20 protein-coding genes are annotated in these 23,082 nt (G+C 45.2%); 6 read left to right on the top strand and 14 right to left on the bottom strand.

The window, feature by feature from the left end; all coding sequences use genetic code 11:
• Nucleotides 1-56: 56 nt before the first annotated feature.
• Together L3V31_RS03970 and L3V31_RS03965 are read right to left on the bottom strand one after the other, a co-directional pair.
• Entirely contained in the window at nt 57-1,961 is a 1,905-nt protein-coding gene (locus L3V31_RS03970; RefSeq protein WP_237314827.1) for a TRAP transporter fused permease subunit, read from the bottom strand.
• Between the two features lie 13 nt (nt 1,962-1,974).
• Nucleotides 1,975-2,916 (bottom strand): TAXI family TRAP transporter solute-binding subunit, encoded by a 942-nt coding sequence (locus tag L3V31_RS03965; protein ID WP_237314826.1) that lies wholly within the window; start codon nt 2,914-2,916, stop codon nt 1,975-1,977.
• Between the two features lie 430 nt (nt 2,917-3,346).
• Between L3V31_RS03965 and glaH the strand changes: the two genes are divergently transcribed.
• Nucleotides 3,347-4,303, top strand: a complete 957-nt coding sequence (glaH, locus tag L3V31_RS03960; RefSeq protein WP_237314825.1) for a glutarate dioxygenase GlaH — start codon at nt 3,347-3,349, stop codon at nt 4,301-4,303.
• A 97-nt stretch (nt 4,304-4,400) separates the two neighbouring features.
• Entirely contained in the window at nt 4,401-5,636 is a 1,236-nt protein-coding gene (gene lhgO, locus L3V31_RS03955) for an L-2-hydroxyglutarate oxidase (protein WP_237314824.1), read from the top strand.
• Between the two features lie 105 nt (nt 5,637-5,741).
• Here lhgO and L3V31_RS03950 read toward each other — a convergent pair whose 3' ends face one another.
• Nucleotides 5,742-6,671 (bottom strand): LysR family transcriptional regulator, encoded by a 930-nt coding sequence (locus tag L3V31_RS03950; protein ID WP_237314823.1) that lies wholly within the window; start codon nt 6,669-6,671, stop codon nt 5,742-5,744.
• A 96-nt stretch (nt 6,672-6,767) separates the two neighbouring features.
• Here L3V31_RS03950 and L3V31_RS03945 point away from each other — a divergent pair, with 96 nt between their 5' ends.
• Nucleotides 6,768-7,709: a DMT family transporter gene (locus L3V31_RS03945; RefSeq protein ID WP_237314822.1), complete on the top strand. Its 942-nt coding sequence runs from the start codon at nt 6,768-6,770 to the stop codon at nt 7,707-7,709.
• A gap of 609 nt (nt 7,710-8,318) precedes the next feature.
• Nucleotides 8,319-9,209, top strand: a complete 891-nt coding sequence (locus L3V31_RS03940) for an AraC family transcriptional regulator (protein ID WP_237314821.1) — start codon at nt 8,319-8,321, stop codon at nt 9,207-9,209.
• A gap of 177 nt (nt 9,210-9,386) precedes the next feature.
• Here L3V31_RS03940 and L3V31_RS03935 read toward each other — a convergent pair whose 3' ends face one another.
• Both L3V31_RS03935 and L3V31_RS03930 read right to left on the bottom strand, forming a co-directional pair.
• Complete coding sequence (locus tag L3V31_RS03935) at nt 9,387-10,052, bottom strand: type 1 glutamine amidotransferase (RefSeq protein ID WP_237314820.1); 666 nt, start codon at nt 10,050-10,052, stop codon at nt 9,387-9,389.
• Nucleotides 10,025-10,999 (bottom strand): amidoligase family protein, encoded by a 975-nt coding sequence (locus tag L3V31_RS03930; protein ID WP_237314819.1) that lies wholly within the window; start codon nt 10,997-10,999, stop codon nt 10,025-10,027. The genes L3V31_RS03935 and L3V31_RS03930 overlap by 28 nt, the downstream gene beginning before the upstream one ends.
• A 669-nt stretch (nt 11,000-11,668) precedes the next feature.
• Here L3V31_RS03930 and L3V31_RS03925 point away from each other — a divergent pair.
• Together L3V31_RS03925 and L3V31_RS03920 are read left to right on the top strand one after the other, a co-directional pair.
• Complete coding sequence (locus L3V31_RS03925) at nt 11,669-12,691, top strand: AraC family transcriptional regulator (protein ID WP_237314818.1); 1,023 nt, start codon at nt 11,669-11,671, stop codon at nt 12,689-12,691.
• Entirely contained in the window at nt 12,681-13,904 is a 1,224-nt protein-coding gene (locus L3V31_RS03920; protein WP_237314817.1) for an MFS transporter, read from the top strand. Before L3V31_RS03925 ends, L3V31_RS03920 begins: the two co-directional genes overlap by 11 nt.
• A 105-nt stretch (nt 13,905-14,009) precedes the next feature.
• Here the strand turns inward: L3V31_RS03920 and L3V31_RS03915 are convergent, their stop codons facing one another.
• The 9 genes from L3V31_RS03915 to L3V31_RS03875 all read right to left on the bottom strand — a co-directional run bounded on the left by L3V31_RS03915 (nt 14,010) and on the right by L3V31_RS03875 (nt 23,073).
• A complete protein-coding gene (locus tag L3V31_RS03915; protein WP_237314816.1) occupies nt 14,010-15,179 on the bottom strand; it encodes an acyl-CoA dehydrogenase family protein in 1,170 nt (389 codons plus the stop codon).
• Between the two features lie 93 nt (nt 15,180-15,272).
• Complete coding sequence (locus L3V31_RS03910) at nt 15,273-16,001, bottom strand: aminotransferase class III-fold pyridoxal phosphate-dependent enzyme (RefSeq protein WP_237314815.1); 729 nt, start codon at nt 15,999-16,001, stop codon at nt 15,273-15,275.
• Nucleotides 15,961-16,665 (bottom strand): hypothetical protein, encoded by a 705-nt coding sequence (locus L3V31_RS03905; protein ID WP_237314814.1) that lies wholly within the window; start codon nt 16,663-16,665, stop codon nt 15,961-15,963. The genes L3V31_RS03910 and L3V31_RS03905 overlap by 41 nt, the downstream gene beginning before the upstream one ends.
• 44 nt (nt 16,666-16,709) lie before the next feature.
• A complete protein-coding gene (locus L3V31_RS03900; protein ID WP_237314813.1) occupies nt 16,710-17,789 on the bottom strand; it encodes a hypothetical protein in 1,080 nt (359 codons plus the stop codon).
• The gene (locus L3V31_RS03895; protein ID WP_237314812.1) at nt 17,786-19,000 is read right to left on the bottom strand and encodes an MFS transporter; all 1,215 of its coding nucleotides are present in this window, start codon (nt 18,998-19,000) and stop codon (nt 17,786-17,788) included. Before L3V31_RS03895 ends, L3V31_RS03900 begins: the two co-directional genes overlap by 4 nt.
• Nucleotides 18,997-20,667, bottom strand: a complete 1,671-nt coding sequence (locus L3V31_RS03890) for a class I adenylate-forming enzyme family protein (RefSeq protein WP_237314811.1) — start codon at nt 20,665-20,667, stop codon at nt 18,997-18,999. Before L3V31_RS03890 ends, L3V31_RS03895 begins: the two co-directional genes overlap by 4 nt.
• Nucleotides 20,664-22,364, bottom strand: coding sequence for a CoA transferase (locus L3V31_RS03885; protein ID WP_237314810.1), 1,701 nt, complete (start codon nt 22,362-22,364; stop codon nt 20,664-20,666). Before L3V31_RS03885 ends, L3V31_RS03890 begins: the two co-directional genes overlap by 4 nt.
• Before the next feature lie 21 nt (nt 22,365-22,385).
• Nucleotides 22,386-22,658, bottom strand: coding sequence for a MoaD/ThiS family protein (locus tag L3V31_RS03880; protein WP_237314809.1), 273 nt, complete (start codon nt 22,656-22,658; stop codon nt 22,386-22,388).
• 7 nt (nt 22,659-22,665) lie between these two features.
• The gene (locus L3V31_RS03875) at nt 22,666-23,073 is read right to left on the bottom strand and encodes a M67 family metallopeptidase (RefSeq protein WP_237314808.1); all 408 of its coding nucleotides are present in this window, start codon (nt 23,071-23,073) and stop codon (nt 22,666-22,668) included.
• Between the last annotated feature and the right edge of the window lie 9 nt (nt 23,074-23,082).

Genomic DNA, 23,082 nt, shown 5'->3' with positions numbered 1-23,082 from the left:
ATAAAAATGCCCCTAGCCGTCCGAAACGGCTGAGGGCAATAAGTACAGAAATGTCGCTACTCAGCACTGGCTTTTAGTAGTGTAAGCACTTTCAGTTGGTTCAAAACTGCAACCACAAGAATGCCCACTGTGGCCGCTATATTGATCACATCACTATCGCCAAATGCCAACACCAGCGCACTGATAAGTAGTATTCCTCTTGCCACCTTAGATAGAGGATTAAACAACCTACCTTCAATACCGCCAGCAAAAGCGATGATCAATGCGAATGTGTAGATTACCGATAAAGCAAATGGGAACAGAGAGAACTCCTTAAACCAGATAAGATTGCCATGCGCCATCATAATTGGAATTAAGAAGAACCCTTGCGCCAACTTCATCGCCTGAATCGCAGATTTCATTGGCGACGCATTTGCAATACCAGCCCCCGCAAACGCTGCCAGAGCGATCGGCGGAGTGATATTTGAGGTCTGCGACAGCCAAAAAACGATCATGTGCGCTGCAAGTAGGCTGACGCCTAAATCGGTCAATGCTGGTACAGCCATCACCGACAATACGATATACGCAGCAGTAACAGGTAGCCCCATTCCCAGAACCAAAGCAGCCAACGCCACCAGTCCCAGAACCGACCACAACTGTCCACCAGACATAGCTAACAGGAACTGAGTGAACTGCAGGCCAATCCCGGTTTGTCCAATCACACCAACGATAATGCCAGCACAAGCACAAGCTACAGAGATAGGCAGAGCCATCAGTGCCCCTTCTTTCATTCCCTGTAAGATCAGCTTCAATGAAACTCGCGTCGATTTACGTACCATAGCAGCAGCAAGAATAGCGCCACACCCTGCAATTCCGACCAGAACGGGTGAGTAACTCAACATCAATAGCACCGTTATAAAGACTAATGGTGCTAAGAAATGCCAGCCTCGAACTAGAACGATTTTGATGCTCTCTATTTGCGCCATCCCTTTTAAGCCGAGCTTGCAGGCCATCAAATGGATATAAAGCAACGTTGAAAGAAAGTAGAGAATGGCAGGAACAATCGAAACTAGAAGGATCTCTGAATAAGCGATACCAGTAAATTGTGCCATCACAAAAGCTCCGGCCCCCATCACTGGCGGCATGATTTGCCCACCGGTTGACGCCGCAGCTTCAATGCCAGCCGCCTGCTCTGGTCGGTAACCTAGCTTTTTCATCATCGGAATGGTCAACGAACCAGTCGTGACAGTATTTGCTATCGCTGAGCCAGAAATCGACCCCAGTGCAGCAGAGGCTATCACGCTGGCTTTTGCCGGACCACCTCGATACTTCCCGGCCAGAGCGAAAGCACAGTCGATAAAAAATTGACCCGCTCCAGTGACCTGAAGAAAGGCACCGAATAGTACGAAGGTAAACACCACTCCAGCAGCTATTCCCAGTGGAGCTCCATACACACCGTTAGTAGAGAAAATATGAAAACGGATCATCTCTTCAATAGAAAAGCTCTTACTGGCAATGGCATCCGGTAAGTGTGAGCCAAACATTGCATAGAGAATAAATACTATTGCCAACCAAGACATCACAGCACCGACAGTGCGTCGAGTTGCCTCAAGCAACATTGCGATCACGACTACGCCAGCGAATGTATCAGTCAACTGAAGACCATCCATCAGAAAGCTCATATCATCGTAATCGAATACACTAATGCGCCACGTTGCCCAGATAGTGAGTACCATGCAACACAGATCTATCATTCTGCCAAGCAGGTATACTAACGTTGTTCTGTTTAAAGAGAATGTCGGCTTAACCAAAAATACCAATACCAGCACCCAGCTGATATGAATGGGGCGAAAAGTGGGCGCAGCTAACGACGCAGTAATGCCTTGCCAAATCTGAAATGCAGATAATGACACAGCAAAAATGGCAGCGACGGCAATCAGACGCTCGGTAACCAAAAGGTTCCAGTTTCTATTGTCTTTCATTCACTGACCTGCCCTACTGCGCTTGCTTACTCTGCTGCTCTTGAAGATACTTTTGGGCACCTGGATGCAGAGACACCGCGCTTAGCTGGTTCATATTTTCCACTGTAGTGAATTTTGCAACACTGAGTGAATTTCGTAATGCTGACGCGTTTTCAAAAATTAAGCGGGTCATGTTGTAAGCCAGGTCTTCATCAAGTCGCTTGTTGACGACCAACACATTCCAAACAGCTGGTGCTGTAAAGCTTTCTACACCGTTATACACACCCTGCTCTACCTGCACTGACTGATACGCAGGAAGCGCGTCCATGATAGATTTCATGTCTTCAGCGGAGAAATTCAGCACGCGGATATCTCGGGTCAGAGCCAGTTCAGTGATCGCACCCAGTCCAGTGCCTCCCACGAAAACACCAGCATCAATCTGGCCATTCGCGAGGGCCTCCGAAGTTGCAGAAAAGTTGAGTGATTGGACATTCATACTGTCTTCATCAAGGCCCAATGTAGAAAGAATACTTCTGGCGCTAACTCTGGTACCCGATCCTGGCGCACCCAGAGACACCGTTTTGCCTTTTAAATCTCTCAGTGAATAAATATCCGAATCCGCACGCACGACAAACTGTACAACATTTGGATAAAGTGCTGTCAGTACCGCAACATCAAGTGCACGTGAAAAAGGCTTGCTTCCATCTTGAGCCTGAATGACGACGTCACCCATCGCTAGTCCTACCAATTGCTTATCCTGAACCACTTTGATGGTGTTCTCTACTGAAGCCGCTGTCACTTCAACCCGCATATTAAAATCAGGCAAGTTATCACTCCAGATTTTTGCCAGAACACCACCATACGGGTAATAAGTTCCACTTTGGCTACCTGTGCCTATGGTGTAATTTTCTGCCTGGGCTCCACCCACAACACTTAACATGGAAAGTAACAGCAGCGTTTTAATTGTTTTTTTCATAATGTCCTCACGTTATTGATCTTATAAACACTCCATGTCGGCTTTTACACACCATTAACAACACTGACAAACCTGAATCCTGGCTTTTGAGATATTAATGAATAAAAGTTGCTGCAAAAAAGATGAAAAATGGCACTTTCAATACTAATAAGTGATGACCATCATCTCTTTTATTAATAAAAATGAACGCAAGCCGCATTTTCAGCTGACTAGACATGCCAACTATCTATTTTATAGATTGAAAGTATACCTCCCATATATTGAACATATAGGACCAACACTGTTAACCTTTTTGCAACAGGAAATACCCACGGATAAACAGGGTGCTCCCAATTAGGCCGCTCAACACCAAGTGGTAAACAAGCAACATCTACCACTAAGAATCACAAGCTGAACAGGGACATCTTTTGCTGAAATAAAAGGAATAACCATGACACTAAGCATCAAAGACAGCGTAAATTCAGAACTACAAGGCATCACCGTTAACCCACATCCGGTAAATGGCCGTTTGCAGGTGATAACTCTTGGAAAGGACTTATTAGAGAAGTTCAATGATCTGACTTGTGATTGGGATCTTCAAGCCATTGAGTACAAACCATTTCTTCGCTTTGCTGTAGCGGAAGCACTTGATAAAGCGTCTGACTATCAACTCGGTAAGCTGTTAGTACAGATTATGGATGACCGTAATCAAGGCGCATTTCTTCTCGAAGCTTGTGACGAAGTACGAGCAGAGTATGAAGACACTGAGATCCAACGTCGTTACTTCGTCAAACTCTCTACGGCTATTTCGCACATGATAGGGCTACCAAACTTTGATGCCATGTACGGTAAATATTATGCTCGTTTTACTGTACGTAACGTCGACGACAGTGACAGCTACCTGCGCCAAGCTCACCGTCGTATGGAAATGCACAACGACGGAACCTACGTCAATGAACGTACAGATTTCGTATTGATGATGAAAATGGAAGAGAGCAATATGCAAGGCGGAGACTCACTGTTACTGCATCTCGATGACTGGAAAGACTTAGACAAATTCTATAATCATCCAATGGCGAAGCAGAATATCACTTGGGGCGCGCCACCAAGCAAAAATACCGGTTATGACATTGAGCATCCTGTCTTTTTTGAAGAAGATGCGGAAGGTAAACCACACTTCCTGTTCATTGACCAATTTGCTAAACCTAAAAATCGACGTGAAGGTTTGTATCTGTATGAAATTGGTGAATCTCTTGAAAATGATCCGAACTGTTTCAATGTTCGTGTCAACGTCGGTTCTATGCTGGTTGTCCACAACCACCGTTGGCTACACGGACGAGACAAGTTTGTGCCGCATCCAGATCTAAGCCGTGAATTGCTCCGCCAGAGAGGTTCATTTTCGCGCTAAATGTTACTGAACCAGGGATCGGTCTGGTGCAACCAAACTACATAACAATAATTAGCCCGTGTGCCCTAACGCGGGCACTACTATTTTGGAGATTTTAATGGAAAAGCCGTATGACTATGTAATTCTAGGAGGCGGGATTGTCGGTATATCAACAGCATGGCAGCTGAAACAACGCTACCCTACCGCTAGCATTTTGGTGCTGGAAAAAGAATCAGAAGTATCCATGCATCAGACCGGACATAACAGTGGTGTTATTCATGCAGGTGTTTACTACCAACCAGGCAGCCTGAAAGCCCAATTCTGTCGAGAAGGGGTTGAAAAGACGATCAGTTTTTGTGAAAAACATGATATTCCTTACGAGCAATGCGGCAAATTGTTAGTTTCAACAAACCAGACAGAGTATCAGCGAATGAAAGCACTGTATGAACGCTGTGCTCAAAACGGGATTGAAGCGGAATTACTTGATGAAGCCGAGCTCCGAAAACGAGAGCCAAATATTACCGGCAACGGTGCTATTTACGTCAGATCTACCGCCATCGTTAACTATCGTCTGGTCACTAAGAAAATGGCTGAAGAGTTTGAAGTCTGTGGAGGTGAACTGAAACTGGGCACGGAAGTTCAGAATATTGAAGAAACCGCAGACAACATTATTCTGCAATGTCGAAATGGAAATACTTCCCATACCTACCACACCCGATTTCTCATCAGTTGCGCTGGACTAATGGCTGATCGTATAACCCGAATGCTCAATATAGACACGGATTTTCAAATCGTCCCTTATCGCGGGGAGTACTACCGCTTACCAGAAAAATACAATCAGATCGTCAACCACCTCATATACCCAATTCCAGATCCAGACTTACCGTTTCTCGGTGTGCATCTGACACGAATGATTGATGGCAGCGTGACTGTTGGCCCTAATGCCGTACAAGGATGGAAACGAGAAGGATATGGAAAGTTCAATGTATCCCTGCGTGATATAAGAGATATGGTGACTTTCGCCGGTTTCTGGAAAGTGAGCTTTAAGCACTTAAAAACGGGTTTATCAGAAACGTGGAATTCTTGGTGGAAACCAGGTTACCTGAAAATGGTCCAGAAATATTGTCCAATGCTAGAAGTCAGCGATCTCCAGCCTTATCCCGCTGGCATCCGTGCTCAGGCCGTCCTTAAAGATGGTTCTTTAGTACACGACTTCCTATTTGCTGAGAGTCCGCGATCGCTGCATGTCTGTAATGCTCCATCGCCAGCTGCGACTTCAGCTATTCCAATCGGCAACTACATCTGCGATAAAGTTGCTGAAAAAACGACATCCACTCTCTCGGACGCCGCATAGAAGAAAACTCACCCGTTACCGATTGGTAGCGGGTACGATCTTCAACAACTGACACTTATACCTAATCTCAATGCACTTGCGTTACCCGCCGTTCGACAATAACAACTAGTCAGAGCTCACGGCTGTTTCACTTAGCCTGCTATGCAGATAGTCCACCAGCATTTTTAACTGACGGGGAATGAATCTGGACTGAGGATACTGAGCCACTATCTTTCCCTGATAGCTCCCCTTTACTTTCCACTCTGGGAATAGCGTTACAACGGCTCCTGATTGTATCAACGTATCAATGGAAAACTCAGGGAAAATCGAAATTCCCATTCCTCTTAAAACGGCATCTTTACGGATTTCGGTATGATTGACGGCGAATCGTCCGTCAATATTAACGGAACGACTTACACCTTGTTGTCCAAAGACCCACTTGCTGTCGGCAGGGCTTTCACCCAGGCGTATACATTGATGCGCCGACAACTCTTCAGGGCTTCTAGGGTAACCAAAATTTTCTAGATAGCCCGTGCTAGCACAGATAAGTAATCGGTTCGTCCCTAACTCTTTGGCGACTAAGCCTTCGACTGGTTTGTCGGTAATATGTATCACCATATCGACTTCATGCCCGATAGGGTCGATAAAGTGATCTTCAACGACAAAATGTACAGAGACGTTTGGATATTCTTGCAAGAAGTCCAGAATTAACGGCGAAAGCACTTGGCTAGACAAAGCTCTGGGTGCGGCTATTCTAATTTCACCAGCGACCTCGCTTTGAGATGAAAAGGCCGCATCAGCCGCTAATCTCGCAGATTTCAGCATATCCACACATAAACCGTGAACTTCTTCTCCCGCAATGCTCAACCGCATATTTCGGGTCGTTCGTTCAAGGAGCTTTTGGCATAAAGCACTCTCCAACTTAGAAATGGAGCGACTCACAGATGATGGCGCAACACCGAGTTTTTCTGCCGCTTTTGAAAAGCTCCCTTCTTCGATAACGACAACAAAAACGGCCATTTCCGGCAACAAAGCGATGAGCTTATTTGTGTCCACAGTGCAATAGTCCTTTCCAAATTCATCTATTGTTTCATACAACGTACTAGTGGATATTGATTGAGTCAATTCATAGACGGTTTATAAGGAAAAGATGTGTCTAGCTTAGCGATAAGAAAAAGTATTTCATTGTTCAGTATCCCCGAATTGCTGCTCCTGTTAGTCGCTATTGTTTGGGGGACCAGTTATGGCTTAACCAAGAGTGCGATCGCCTATACAACGGTCTCCATTTTTATTGCGATTCGCTTTGGCTGGACGTTTTTACTCCTACTACCGGTGATGATCAGGGACTTTGTTCATGGTAAAAACAGAGATTGGCCAGTCGCACTGCCTACTGGTGTCATTCTTGCTGCGATCTTCTTCTTCGAAGTCTATGGGGTCAGCCTGACAACCGCATCTAACGCTGCGTTTCTTATCAGCCTGAATGTCATATTTACTCTGCTTCTGGAAACCTTAATTGGAAGAAGAAAACCAAATCGAGCACTTATGTGGCTGTCTTTGTTTAGCACAATTGGTGTAGTCATGCTGACCAATAAACAAGGGTTAAGCATGACTTTTAATCTAGGGGATATCTACATTCTATGTGCGGCGGCATTGAGGGCGGTTATGGTCATCGTGACTAAAAATTTGACTCATGGAAAGGTCATAACGAATACCACTCTAACGTGTATTCAGTCACTCATCGTTGCACTTAGTGCCAGCTTAATCAGTATTGTATCTCATGAACCCACTCATCCCCTCCTCCCGCAAGCACTGGAATTTTGGCTCACAACTTCTTTTCTGGTTCTGTTTTGTACTTTGTTTGCTTTCTATGCGCAAAATTATGCCGTTCGGAAAATTTCTCCAACCAAAGCGTCACTGCTAATGGGTAGTGAACCTCTGTTTGGTGCGATTTTCTCCATACTATGGCTGAATGAAGAGTTAACCAGCGTTCAATGGTTAGGCGCGGCTATCCTTCTCTGTACGGTACTGAGTGCTTCTTTGAGTAAAGCATGCTCGGAGTATCAGGTCACTAACTCAACACCAAGCAAAATATAATAACCACGCTGCTTAAGTCAGCATTAACCAAAGCCGCGTAACTAAAAGACACCCACCGGGTCATCGCCGTCGCGCAAAGTCATCAGAATTACAACGTATTTAAATCGTCGATATAAAGACCAAATGTAGAGCGGCAGTTCAAACCCATCACTTGAAATTAGGCGGATGTTGGGCAACAGGGCATTCCATGTAGCCCAATTAAGTGCGAAACGAAACATGGAAAATACCCTGTAATCTGTACATATTGTTGGCGTATTTAATTACTTCAATAATCAGGCTTGATATTCTGAAAATTAATGGAAAGAGTACATCAAATCCTTTTCCAGCTCCCATTTTGATTGATAACCATAGTGCCTCCAGAGAAACTCTCGAGGAATATGATATCCGTATGCCATTTCTTTTATCCAGAATTTGCGGTTTGCCGCAAACAGTTGTTGAAGTTTTTTTGAAATTACCATAATGAAATGCCCTTACGTTGGTTGGATAACGACATTTTAGTAGCTGGTGATTTCTAGCAGGAATACAATTAGTTCAACTATAAATACTTTTCGCTTAAACTTTGTTATTGTTCTTGAAGTAAATGATTCATAACTACTTTTTGAATATATTATGAAACGTAAATTAGAACGTGTTCCACAGAGAATAGGTGCTTCTTGGCGCTACATTAAAATTGTTGAACCTCACAAGAGTTACGACTGGCATTGCCACCAGGAATATGAAATTGCGATTCACCGCAATTTTTTAGGTAGTTGTTTTGTTGGAAATTATAATAGTGAGATACAGAACAACCATATGATTCTTATTGGCCCCGGGTTACCTCACGCCATCTATTCAGATTCAGTGATTAACAACTCTCAGTGCGAAACGCATGTTATATGGTTTCAAAAATCATGGATCGAATTACTGATTCACCATTGCCAAGAGCTGACCCCATTAAGGGAGATTCTGCAAAAGGCTAACCAAGGTTTACAGTTTTCCGCACAGACTGGCGAACAGGTTGTCAAATTGCTTTCGGATGTTCCTGAGCTTCCTCCCCAAAATCAATTTGCAATTTTAATTGAAATATTTTGCCTACTGATCGCTGATAATAATACAGTGCGATTAATAAACCCGACCATCAATGCATCAAACAAAGAGCAAAAACGAGTCGATGATAAGATTGAAAGCGCAGAAGCTTACTTATTAACTCATTTTAACGAGAATATTTCACTCAACGATCTTGCTAACCATTTATTCTTGAGCGAGAGCAGTGTACGAAGACTGTTTTCGCAGCACTTTAACGAGAGCTTTAGCCAAAGACTAAAGAAAATTCGCTTAAATATAGCTTGTGACATGCTCGCTTACACGGATTTTCCCATCCGCGTAATACTAGAAAAAGTAGGATACATCAATCAAGCGAACTTCAATCGTCAGTTTAAAATCTATAAGCACGTTACGCCCAAAGAATATCGATTAGCCATGAAACGTTACCAAAAGTCTAGTAAACAAAATTTGAATTAATTATTTACAAACTGGATTAAAAAATCCTAAACTTATTTTATGGATAATAAAAAACTCTTTTTTGAGTTAAGAAACCAGTCAGGCTTAGTGAAAGGGCTAACAACCAATAATCTCGAAGCGAGTGTAAATAATCACAGTCTAAAGGTGAAATTATTTAAAGATTTAGAGGTTATATAATTAGCGGTACAACCTGACTAGCCAACGAAACAACTTAAACTGGCTAGGCAGATAAAACATATACTCCGGATGCCATTGAACACCTCGGATAGGCTGAGATTGTGTGCTTTCGATTGCTTGAACAAAGCCATCCAGATCTCGTCCTACAATACGTAAGCCATCTCCTACATCTTTAATAGCCTGATGGTGTAGGCTATTTACCCTCAACTTAGGTTTGCCACACAAAGCAAACAGATCTGACTCTCTATCGACAAATACCTGCTTGGTTGGTAACAAGCCCGGGCGATTATAGGTTCGCTTACGTAATGTCGATATATCCGCATACAAGTTACCACCGTGTACAACATTCACCAGCTGTGACCCGCGACAAATCCCCAATATTGGGACATGATTTTCTAGCGCCCATTTTATCCAGTGTATCTCTAGCTTATCGCGCTCAGGATCAAATTCCCCCCGCTCACGAGCTTCACCGCCATAATGTTCAGGGTCAATATCATCACCACCGCCAATAATTAGACCATCGAGTGGTTCCCCTGACCATTGGTGCTTAACGCTGATTCTCTCAGGTTTTGCTCCTGCAAGTGTGAGCGCTAGTTTTGTACACCACCACGAAGGTGACCAACTTCGATGATTGCCCGTTACCCCAATTCTCGGTTTTTTATCCACTGACTGACTTCCTTAACCCAATCATTACGTTTTACACCGATCAGCGGCAGAGACATTTCTTTAAAACGACCAGATAAAAAGTCTAGTGCCTCAGTATCGGCAGCTAAAGCCTCCACTAGATACCATATATTCCATGACGTCGCGAAGCTCCAGTTTGTATTTTCAATCAAGCAATCAGGTAGGCGGTAATGAAATGTCGGCCTTTGATTTACTTTACTATCCTTCACTGCTTTATTAACTTTTTCTTCATCAATAAAGGCAAATAATGGCAGCATATCTAACGCTCGGTTCCGGCTCGGATTATGAGTGAGATAGTCATCGATCAATACACTCCTATCTTGATAAGTTTTGCTCAGTAGAAGCTCTACATATTCTTCGGAATATAATTGGATATACGGGCTAATTTTTCGAGTTAGATTAACGTCATGAGCCTCATTAAGCCACCATTGTAATAGCCCAAAAGATTGCAAATAACGATGGATAGTATGAACATCAAGCGCTGGAAGTTCAGGGTTAATATGAACGCCGAAAGCAGCAACGGCTGAGTCATCAGTGCCCTTCGCGCCAGCTTTGCGCAGAACGGGAATGAGCTCATCCAATTTTTCCAGCTTATCTAAAGGGATTGGTGGAGATACGACTTCCAACGGCACTACCGAAGATGCGAGTTGATGTAAGAAATCCACCCACTCATGTCCGTCATCTTTTACTTTTGCATCCAACGCCGTGTTTTTAAGAAACTCCCAGTCTAATTCAACCTTAAACTTCCCGTATTCAGGTGTGTGCAACACGTATTCAACTGTGGACTTTTTCTCTAGCTCACCACCAAAAACACGTTGCAGTATTTGCGTCACGTTCCCTATGGTTAAGCCGGTAAATTCGATCTCAAACCCAACACGGCGAACTTCTTTAGCTTCTGTCGTCGTTAAAGGCGGAGTTTTAAATGCCATTATTGCCTCCACTTATGATGATTACAGATTCGAAAATCGGTTATTCAACAGTACTATTCGTAACATAAAAGTCTATATCAAAAAACATCAAGTTCTTTCTATCTACCTAAGACTAACCAATTTATCTGTGTTACTAGTAACCTACTGTACGCTTGCTGTATTCAATACACAACCAGGTAGGTGAGCCGCTCGATCAATCTTGGACACCGAGTTAAGTGAGTGCAATCACTAACGAGGCGTCCAAAACTGCTGGTGCGGATCACTATGCCCAGTGTGTGTTCTTTGAGACAACTAAGGTGAATGGACTCATGCCATCGGAGTATCTGGCGGCTTGCTTCGAGCGTTTAGCCAGTGCACCTGATGACTTAGAGACGGTAATACCTTGGAATATGAGGCGCTGACAAGTCGTAAAGTAGCAAAGAGACGGAAGGCTAGTCACCTTCCGTTTTTTATTGCAATAGGGTATTTACCGCAAGCTTACCAATAACTGGCTTTTCAGAAAATCTAGTGGCAAAAGTATAAGTTACAAAAAGTTGCTTAAATCTGTCTGATCCACCCAACACTTTTAATCTTAACTTATGCACAAAGTTGCTATTACACCACATTAAAATATAATGATAATCGTTATCATTATATTGAGATATTCAAGTGAACCGCCATGATAGAAGCATGACCAGTAAAGGGGGGGAGAGTCCTGATGAAGGGCCTCTCCTAATCTTAAAAGAGTCATTAAATCGAGTAACCAATCAACTGCATGCCAGCTCTCATGGTGAAGATATGAGTTGGTATGACGTCTGCTTAATGAAACAAAAGGGAGACAGTCGATTCCGTTGTTTCAATATTTGCCAGGACATTTGCTTTACGCGAAGTCACTATTTCGGTGAAGACCCGCTCATTTCAGAAGCTTGCTACCCTAGAGATACCACATTGATGGTGTTTGGTCTCAAAGGTCAAAGCTACTTTGGACTTTCAGAGCACTCCCTTAACCATCAAGTCAGAGCTGGCGACATTTGGCTGTTTAACTTAAAGGGTAAGAACCTCTATCGCTACAGCGCTCCAAATTGCCACCATGAGATGGCGGTGCTCAAATTCCCTACCCAGCGATTAAAAAAAGCGTTTACCAGTAATGATCAGTCGCTATTGAATATTTTAGATAACGAAGCTTCTCACATTGCTATCCAGCAAAATAATCAAGAATGGATGGCCCCGCTTTGTAACAACCCTTTGAAAACGCCTTTTGATCGAATCAAGGCTGAAGGTCGTATCCTTGAGCTGTTTGCCCATTGGCTGCTCCCATTAGGCCAATCAGCAACCACCCTCGATAACACCACAGAACATATCAAAGGGAAAATCTGCCTAATCGAGAAAGCAAGGGACATTCTGGTTGCTCAGCTTGCCAATCCACCTAGCCTGCATGATTTGTCCAAACAAGTCGGTATGAGCCACACTCGACTCAATCGAGATTTCAAGAAAAAATACGGCAAAACTGTATTCGACTGGCTACGGACATACCGTCTACAACTTGCCAAAAGCTACTTACAAGATAAAGAGCAGAGCATCACATCCATTGCTCATTTCTGCGGTTTTAGCAGCGCTAGCCATTTCACTCAAGCTTTCAGGCAGTATGAAGGGTGCACACCCGTTACTTATCGAACTTCTAAACTTAATACGGAATTTGGTCATGGCCATTAAACTCCCCTCTCATATTACTAAACTGTTTCCTTTGCTGTTTATGCTGATTGGCAATGCTATCGCGCATAGTATCTTCATGATTGGCTTTCCTTTAATTGGGCGAGCACTCGGGTACAGCGCACTACAAACCGGGATACTTCTTTCTGTCTCAGCGTTTTGCATGATGCTAGTGGCTCCATTTTGGGGACGCTATATTGACAATACTGGCCGAGCGTCATCCATATTGATAGGTATCTTGTTTACGAGTGTTTTCTTAGTTGGATGTGGTGTCGCCTTTACCTATAGCGAATGGTTTCCGTTGTTCGGGATCCTGTCTCTTTACGCTGTGCTATTTATTCTCAGAATAGGACAATCTATTGGTGTTGCAGGGCTAATGCCAGCCGCTCAAGCCTATATCGCGGACAACACAAATAATGAACAACGCTTCTCGGGCATGGGTATGATGGGGTTTGTATTTGGGTTTGGAAGCATCTTGGGCGGTTACATAGTCATGAACACCGGCGTTGAACGTTTTCCAAGTGTTCTTATCGTTATCGGTATGGGTATGCTTGTGAGTTTGTTTGGTTACAAACGACTGAACCGCTCCCAAGCGGAGTCAGTTCCACTTCAGCATTGGCAGCAAAAAAAGACTGTCAACTGGACACAAGCACTCCCCTTTGTCGCTATTACTTTTTGCACCCTGGTAACCTATGGATTTTTACAGCACACCACCGGATTACGCTTACAAGATCAGCTTGATTTTACTCCAGCAGAGGCGATGAAAGGAAGTGGTGGTCTTCTAACCGCATCCATGGTGTGTATGGCTGTTGGGCAGCTCATACTCAGCTTCCTAAGCATAAAAAAAGCCCGAGTATTGCTTCTTGTCGGTTTATCCATGGGCTGTGGAAGTCTGTATGCTCTGGTGGCGGCGTCGAGTTTTACTCAATTGCTACTCGCGATGATGGCTATAGGCTTAGGCATGAGCTTGATTATGCCCGCTAACCTAACTTTGCTGAGTCAATCGGCGGGTGAACACCGTCAGGCTTTCTTCGCCTCGGTCAATACCGTTGGTAAAGGCTTAGGTTGGGCGCTAGGCCCAATGTTAGGCGGTGCACTGTATCAGTTTTCCCCGTTAATGCCTGTGTGGGGAGCAATGGTGGCGATGCTGATTGCAACTTCGATTGCCATCTACCTAGGACGTGGATCCCGGCTAGTATCGAATTCCGCACACTAACGACATCCATTGCTATTAAGAAAGGGCGCTTACGCCCTTTTTTGTTTTCAGCCCCAAACCACCTTGTCAACAAGGTGGTTCTGTTCTTTATGTCAATAAGCATCGTTAATACAGTTCTAAAATATCACGCACACCTTGTTTAGATATGGACTGAGCGATAATATTTCTATGGACTTCTGACGTGCCATCTATAATGCGGAATAATCTTGCATCGCGGTAGAAGCTTTCAATCAGTTCGCCATCATGGCAGCCTGACGCTCCAAACCACTGAACCGCATCATCAGCTACGCGGCCAACTAGTTCTGTCGTGAGTACCTTAAGCATTGATATTTCATCACGACAGCCTTCACCATTATCCATGCGTTTAGCCGTTTCCCATAACAAAGCACGAGCAGCTCGCACTTCGATATGATGATTTGCTAACTTATGCGACATGGCATCTGATTCAAGCAACCGGCGACCAAATTGTTCTCGGGTTTTGCCATGCTCAAGCATAAGGTTGAGCATTCGAACACATTTACCAATGGCTCTGGCAGCAACTTTGGCAAGTCTCGCTTTACCTAATGTTTGGCACAGAATTTTAAACCCGGTATTGATCTCACCTAGCAACGCATCTTCATCAAGCTCAACCTCCTCGAAGATCAGTTCACAGTGACTTGTGCCAACAAAGCCCATCATGTTAAAACGCTTTCCAAGTGAGAAACCAGCTTTACTCTTATCAACAAGGAAAAGTGAGATACCTTTTGCCCCCTTCTCTGGCTCTGTTTTCGCAGCAACAATAAAGTAGTCGCAATACTCCGAGTCACTGATATACATTTTTCTGCCATTAAGCCTCCAACCCTTCTCGGTTTTTACCGCTGCTGTGCTGATCGAAACAACGTCGGAACCCGCATTGGGCTCTGACACAGCAAGAGCGCACCACCTTTCTCCACGTAATGCTGGTTGTAGATAGGTCTCCTTTTGAATCTCGCTCCCTAGCGTCAGGCATTCATAAATATTACCGCTCGCACGGCGAACCAGTACATCTTTCGTGACTCCCAACTGCTCTTGAATCAGAACATTGTTAAAAACAGACTCACCTTTGCCACCATACTCATTGCCTATATTGGTAGCAAATAGGCCTGCTTCGATCCCTTTAAGGGTCAGGTCTTTAGACTCTTCATCGGTTAATCCACCGAATTCAGCGATCTTAGACTCAAGAGGAATAAGATGCTGAGCCACGAAATCTCGTGTCTGTTGTATTAGTGCTTTCTGATTCGCATCAAGTACTGTCATTATCATTTCTCCTACGTATAAGCTAATCAATTTTGAAAAGTAGCCATGTCTTCACAGACCTGACGGAAAGCATCAGCAAATTTTGTTGCCTCTTTACGGGTCAAAATCAACGGGGGTTGAATACGCATTATCCGCAAGTCTTTCATCTTGAATGAGCTGAATCGTGCTCAAGGCAGCAGTCGCAGCTAAGTTACCACCGCCAAATGTAGAAGTGTGCAGAGCAAATCGATCAATGCTGCCATAAGCTTGGTCCCAGACTTCAGCGGTCGCTAACGTTGCACCAATAGGAACGACCCCGCCTGAAAGTGATTTAGACAGAACTAAGATATCTGGGGCCACATCTTGGTGCTCGCAGTAGAACAACTTACCTGTACGGCCAAGACCAGTTTGAACTTCATCCACGATCAATAGATATCCATATTGATCACACAGGTGACGTACTTTCTTAAGGTACCCCTCTGGTGGAAGGATCACTCCCCCCTCGCCTTGAATCGGTTCGAGAATAAAGGCCGCAATGTTGCCTCCCACTAAGGCCACTTCTAATGCCTCTGCATCACCAAACGGTATGGGCTGGCATTGACGTAAGAGTGGCTCAAAGTGTTTGCGATGCTTATCCCGCCCAGTGACAGAAAGTGCTCCAAACGTTTTACCGTGATAGCTGTTATTGCAGTAAAGGAGTGTTGACTTCGAAGACGCCGCCAGGGCCATTTTCAAAGCGGCTTCTACGGCCTCAGTTCCTGAGTTACTGAGGAACACTCGCGATAACTCGCCTGATGCAATGTCAGCGAGTTTTTCTGCCAGTAGAGAAGTCTGATAAGGCATTGAAATATCGAAAGTGCCAGTTATTGGCGAAGTTGTGCTGCATATAATCAAACATAAATCGGGCAACAGAAGAGATGGTTGCCACGGATCTCGTTACGCGCGCAAACATCGGATTAATGTAGCTGGCATCCAAATGATCCATCAGCGTTTTGATCACCTGCATTGACCAAATTAACGGCTCTTTTTGACGTAAGCACAAACGAACAGAGTCATTAAGCATCAGCTGATTATGTGCGGGCGTTAACGTATCTAACGACATGATAAACGAGTAAGGAGAAAGGCTGCCCGGTCTATAATTGTGAAGGGTTAAAAGCGATTCACTCACGTCGTTGTTTTGGGTATTGTTTAGCGCTGATTCATCAGCAATCACGAGATCAATTGAGCCATTTGGATCTGATAATAGGCACTCCTTTGCTTTCTCTATCGACGTGTAGTGATAAATATGAAAACTAAACTGGTGCTTGCTTCCGGTCAGATGGGCTCTTGCCTGAACTAACAGGTGTTCCATGAGTTGGTGGACTTGGATCGTATCATCTGGCTGCCATGGTTTCTGACTAACCGAATCAGTAGCGATAGCCGATTCTAAAAAGTCGATGGCTCTTTTTACGCCGTCAATAACAATATCCGATTGAGCAACCACACAAATCCCAATGTGATGATGCATCTTTACTCTCCGTAGTAAATAATTGAATATTAAAAATCTGAAGGTTAAAAATCGCTCGCATTTATTGCGCCAGTGGCGGTAAGTAAAGCCTGATATAAGAAAAAGTAGCCGTGAGGCATTTCGATAAGCTCTTGGTTAGTCGCGCTTTTATTTATTTTGTAGCGGCATCCTATAAACCTGAGAGAGTCGCTGTTTTCGACTAGATAGGGAGAATGAATTAGCCAGTCTAATACAGCTTTCCCTCGTTTCTTCCACTGCCCTCCTTTGACAAGTTCGTCTAATTTAAACATGGCGACCATGGCGATGAGCATGGCCGATGGATCAACCTGAGTTGGCTGGCAGGCACTTTGGCAATCTGCGTCTCGCCAATAGTGCTGCCACCAGTATTCACATGCTAAAGCAGCCGATGCCAGATAGTCTTGTTCACTGATATCGGTCAATTGTTTCTCCGCGGAGCATAGTGCTAGCATTCCCCAGCACTGGCCTCTCTCCCACCCGCCAGCGCTGCCCGACGCGAGCCACTGTTGTTGGACTTCGCCCTGACTTATCAGCTTGGCATGTGGGTAAAAACGGCTCTCTGCATCCATCAAATGAGTATTGATGTGAAGTGAATGGGCACAAGGCATTCGAATCCAGTTTTCAACGGATGAGAGCTCATAGATAGCCGCACAAGGATCAAGAGAGACCACTCTGTTGCTGTCCGGGCCGCCACCCATATCAGAGCCTAAAGAAAAACCACCCCAAGGCTCGAATAGCGTCGCCAATTGGGACTGATAAGCCACTAGGCGCCGCTTCGCATCACTGTCTTTCGCTAAGCGCCATGCTGGCCCAAAAGCGTACCAAGCATTCATCGCTTGAAACACCGAATCACCTTCAAGGATTGTGCTCAGCTGATCACAGCGCTCCCCCCAGTGGTCAACATCAGCTGGACTATCCGAGAAACGATCTGCTAACCAACAGCAGCCCAGCCAAAAACCAGACAACCAAGCACCGCGATTAGACAATTGCCATTTTGATTCGTCGCTTTTTCGGTAAAAAGGAAACTGAGGAAACACCTCTTGTTCAGTATCTTGTATTGTCTGGGTTAACTTGCGGAGCAGGCGAGAATAGTGCTCCGAGTTCATACCGTCGTCTCCACCGAGTGCTTAGCTTTGTCGAGAGAGCGACGCAAAATATGCAAACTCAATAAACTTATCATCAACAACACGACGAAAAGGATCACACCTGCCTGAGTTGACTCCAACGCCCCTACAACAAACTGATAAAGCAAGGACCCTGCGGCTACCCCCCAGAAAAAAGCGGATGAAACGCGTCCAGAAGCAACAGACACATCACCTAAACTAGGTTCACTCACTATCATTGCCATGGCTAATGCATTGGTTGCAACTAAGGTCGAACCAATGCCCACCACACCTATGTATAGCATCCAGATTTGATTCGCGTTTGCGGAAAACGTGATAATGATTGCCACTATCGCTAACAGGATTAAGTACTGGAACATGTCGCTTTGGTGATTCATTTTGCTCGCCAAAGGGGTTAGTACTAATCGTGATAACAGGCCAGCAAATCCAAACAGAGTGATACTGAATGCTGCCTCCGATGGCGTTAAACCGAGTTCTGTGGCTAATATCGGCACTTGGGTAACAAATCCGGCAAGCACAACACCCACTAACCCTTGCGCCATCATTAAATAGCCAACCGTTTTTGGTTTAGCGTCGCCTCTTGGCTTGGGTTTAACTGCACTAGACTTTCGTTCCCAGCGATAAAACATGACAATGAATGCAAACATCAGGCATAGGGGAACCGTCATTCCGATAGCGAATCGCCATCCTAAGTGATTGGCTACGAACGGCATTAGCGATCCAGCAATTAACGCTGACAACTGAACCCCAGACTGCTTTAACCCAACCACAAAAGGCCTACGTTGGGCTTGAACTTGTGTTGCAATGGCTAGGTTTGTCATTGGGTTTGCCAATGCTTGTGCAAAACCACACAGTCCCGCTGCGGCCAACATAAGCCAAATGTTTTGCGTCCTTGCCAATAAAGCTAACGATGCTGCGGTAAACAGAAAAAGGAGCACTCCAGCTTTTTTTGTCCCAGATCGCTTCACCCATTTACCCACTGAACTGGAACACAGGCCAGCCACCCCAAACGAGGCTAACGTAAATCCTCCTAACAGCTGCGGACTCACAATACCTTCACTTAGAATGTAAGGTGCCAGCGCACCGCTGGCATACAGGATAAGCATGGGCAGAGCCATTGCTGCCATAAGCAAAGACGCGAGCCCCCACTGATTAGAAACGTCCAGACTTGGAACCTCTGATGGCTGATTCATGCCGAATGCCCCTGTTCAACTTCTTTGCGGGTACTCGGCAGGTAAGACGAAAGCTCGGAAAGCATTTTATGTATCGAAGGCTTATCCACTTTGCCTGCCGGACTTAGTGGCAATTGGCTGAAATGGCTGATGTACTCAGGAAGCTTATGCTTCTCAAGCCCTTTGCTTTGAAGATACTGACCGATTTCGTTTAAAGAAAGAGGCTGTTGGCCATGTTTGAGCGACAGACATAAACACACTCGTTGACCAAGATCTTCATCAGGAACCGCGACACAGGCAGCGCTCACGACCAAGGGGTGAGATGTCATAAGTTTTTCAATCTGAGCAGGGCTGATGTTTGCCCCACCTCTGATGATGACATCTTTCTTGCGACCCATCAGATGCAAGTAGCCTTCGCCATCAATACAGCCTAAATCACCAGTGTAAACCCACCCTCCTTGATCCCGGTAAGTTTCATCTAATCGTGGAGAATTTACATACTGCATCGGTGATATAGGCCCACGAGCACAGATCTCCCCCACTTCACCGTGTTCAAGAGGCTGATGCTGAACATCAACAATGCGAATCTCGCAGATCGACGGATCAGGACGTCCAACGGTGGAAACCACTTTTTCAATAGCATCATCGACAGAGTTAAAACAGTTCACCCCATCGGCAGAGCCATACAAGCTGATCAGCGGACAACCAAAGCTCTTTCTGCAACGATGAATGGTCTCTTCATCAATCAAAGCGCCGCCACTCACAATGGCAACCAGATGGCTAAGGTCGAGCTCACTGAGCCTTTCATCTGCCGTCAATCTTTGGAACATTGTCGGAACACCTAAGATATGACTTGGTTTGAAGCGTTCAATCGCTTCAAGGGCGGCATCGACGGTGAACTTGGACAAGATGACAACTGTGCCACCTAACCAAGTCATCACGCATGAACTGGCCGTGGAACCAAAAGCAGAGCCAAGTGGCATTAAATATAAAGGGACGAATCGCTCAGCACCTTGAGACAGTTTCGCCATAAAGCGTCCACGCCCTCCCAAAAGCGAGTTGTGAGTATACGCCACCAGCTTAGGCTCAGATTCTGAGCCAGAAGAGACTAACAGACGCACAGGGTCATCGGGAGAGACATCAGGAAACGTTTCTAGCGGTTCATGCTGCAATAGCTTATCAAAGTGATGCCAATGCTCTTTTGGTTCACCGACAGTGATTAAGCATCGTAACGCTAACATGAGAGGTCGAATCGCTTCTATGATCTCACATACCTCACCGGTACCAGGCTGATTCTCGACAATAATGGCACGCGCCTGGCTGCGTTTTAGCACGGACTCTATATCCAGTCTTCCGCGGCCAGTTGGTATTGGACATACAATCACACCAAGCGCCGCCGCAGCGATATCAATGACCATACAGCGCCAACTATTACTCAACTGATAGACAATAGTGTCACCACGAACTAATCCTTGTTTGATCAATGCATGCGCTAACCTAACGCTCATCGCGTGAATTTGTCGGAAACGGTAGCTTTCCGTACTAGAGCATATCGCGATTGCGTCAGGTTGTTTTCTAACTTGATTTTGAAAAGCGTCAAAGATGGTTACTTCAGGGTAGGTCCCCGAATGTTTGAACTCATTTTGTACGGTTTCTGGAATCAGATTAATCAGTCCTGATGGATTCATAGCGGTCTCCATAAATCGCTTAATTGGGTATAGCTTTCCGTCGTTAAAAAAGGCTCCGTGAGCGGATGTGAAGAAAGCTGAGATAAATCGGTATAGTGTTGCAATGCACTCGCACTATCATTCGGTTGGTCAGCGTTGCCAACCATTCGAACATTGTCTGGTTCTTGCTGTAAACGAGATTCAGTAAGTAAAGTCGCAGCACCAAGCAACGAACTACCGACACTGAGAGCAAAAGCACCAGACACTCGACAATACATAGCCATAATGATTGCCTGAGCAGCTAATACTCCTCCAAAAACATCAGTGGCGGTAAATAGCGTCCCGCCTTTAACGCCTGAATATTGTGAGATTATTTCTGCTAAACCAGAGTAAGCCTGAGCCATGAAATCTGTACCAGGCAACGCAATGTGATCATCGGCAATACCCCATCCACCGGCGTACGCGTAGACAAGAGATGGGTTAATATGGCAAAGATGTTGTTCGTCGAGTTGTAACGCTTCCGCTTTACCTGGCGCCCAGTTGTGAACAAATACATCGGCCTCTTTGACTAAAGAGGCGACCTGCTGCTTACCAGTCAAAGATTTGATGTCGACTTCAATAATCTCTTTTCTGGCGTTAAGTGCTTGAAAACGAGCAGAAGAACCATTTGCCAATGGAGGCATATCTCGTAGAGGATCGCCGCCAATCGGTTCGATTCGAATCACTTCTGCTCCGAACAGTGCCAGAATATGTCCCGCCAATGGACCTTGAATCCGGCGACAAGACTCAACCACCTTGATTCCCGCTAACGGGAGTAATGATTCATGAGTCAGATCAGACAGTGCTTGGTATGAAGCCGGCCGACAATCTACCGGCTCGATTGAATAAGGTCCGTCACAAAGCACGGCATCAACGTCTTTATCCCGAATGCGCTCCGCGAGACTTCGAACTGGGGTAATCGCAACATTGTACTGAGAGGCCACTTGAGCAAGGTATTGATAAGGCCTACCATTTAAAACCTTCACCATTGAGTCGGGAAGCGGTGCGATACCCTTGGCGTAGCGGCCCATAAATGCATGCCACCCTTTACCAATTTGCTTCGCATCCACGCCTAATGCCAGCCAAAAGCCTTGCCAACCGCTAGGGTTTAGAGACTCTAACTCAAAAAGCACACCATCTTGGCTAATAAAAGGTGGCCTTAAATCTGGGTCAGATGAGCCCGATGGAAATGCTTCTGCACCTTGTTCTGTGGTGGCCCCTGCCAAATATTGACCAACAGCAAGCAAACCCGCCTGAGTCATATCAAACGTCGCTTTTGCGCATTGACTACCACGGTGGCGGCCAATCAAACCCGATAAAAGTTGTTGAATGATCAGTGAAGCGGAAACATGCGAAATGTAATCTACCCCGATTGGTACGATGCGATCTAATGAGCGACTGTGTACTGATACCAACCCCGTCATTACTTGGAGTTCGACTTCGCCACACACTTCCCCATCAATGATCGGGGCAGTCACGATGAGTTCAAACTCTTTATGAGCATCTTCTATCGCGAAAACAATTTCCTGAGCTTTGGACGTGGATTCTGACTCTATAAAGGTCACACCCATCTTGTTCGCATGAGACATAACCGCCGTAATTAATGGGACAAATGCATCGCTTGATCCTTTAATTACCCCTTTGAATTTCAATGCGCTGAACGCCTTGACTGCAACCATGACTTACCCCAATTAAATTGATTAACCGCCAGCAACTGCGGGAAGGATAGTAATGGCATCATTGGCTTTCACTTCAGTGTCTAGCCCTTCACCGAAACGAATGTCGTCATCGTTAACATAGATATTGATAAACCCATGAACTTCGCCTTCTTTAATTAAGCGATCTTTAATGCCAGGGAAGGTTGATTCCATGTTGTCTATCAGTGAGCGTACGTTGTCGCCATTGGAGCTGACGGTCTTTTGATCATTGGTTAGCGAGCGAAGTATGGTTGGAACGTGAACAGTAACTGACATAATATCCTCATTGAATAATTTTAATGGTTTCTTCAACAGCTCTGCCATTGATGTAACGGTAGCTGCGTACTTCAAATTGATGCTCTGGATCGGTTGAAACAATCACATGATGGGTTCGCGGCGATACGGTGAACGCTAAGTCATCGCGGCTTGGGTATGCTCTCGATGCAGAGTGAGAGTGGTAAATAACGACGGGCTCCTGATCCTTGTCGTCCATCTCGCGCCAAACTCTGAACTGCTGCTTAGAGTCGAATCGAAAGAAGACTTCAGACTCTGCACTGTTGATCATCGGAATTAATTCCACAGCTTGATCGCTGCCCCACGGGCCAGCTATCAAACCGCATGACTCTATCGGGTGCGCCTGTTTAGCCTGTTCGATCATGGCATCGAGATGGGATTGGGATAGAGTAAGCATGGTAACTCC

The sequence above is a fragment of the Vibrio sp. J1-1 genome, from assembly GCF_021728395.1.
Taxonomy (GTDB): domain Bacteria; phylum Pseudomonadota; class Gammaproteobacteria; order Enterobacterales; family Vibrionaceae; genus Vibrio.
The sequence above is the reverse complement of the archived record's forward strand: the minus strand, read 5'-3'. Positions and strand labels throughout refer to the sequence as shown.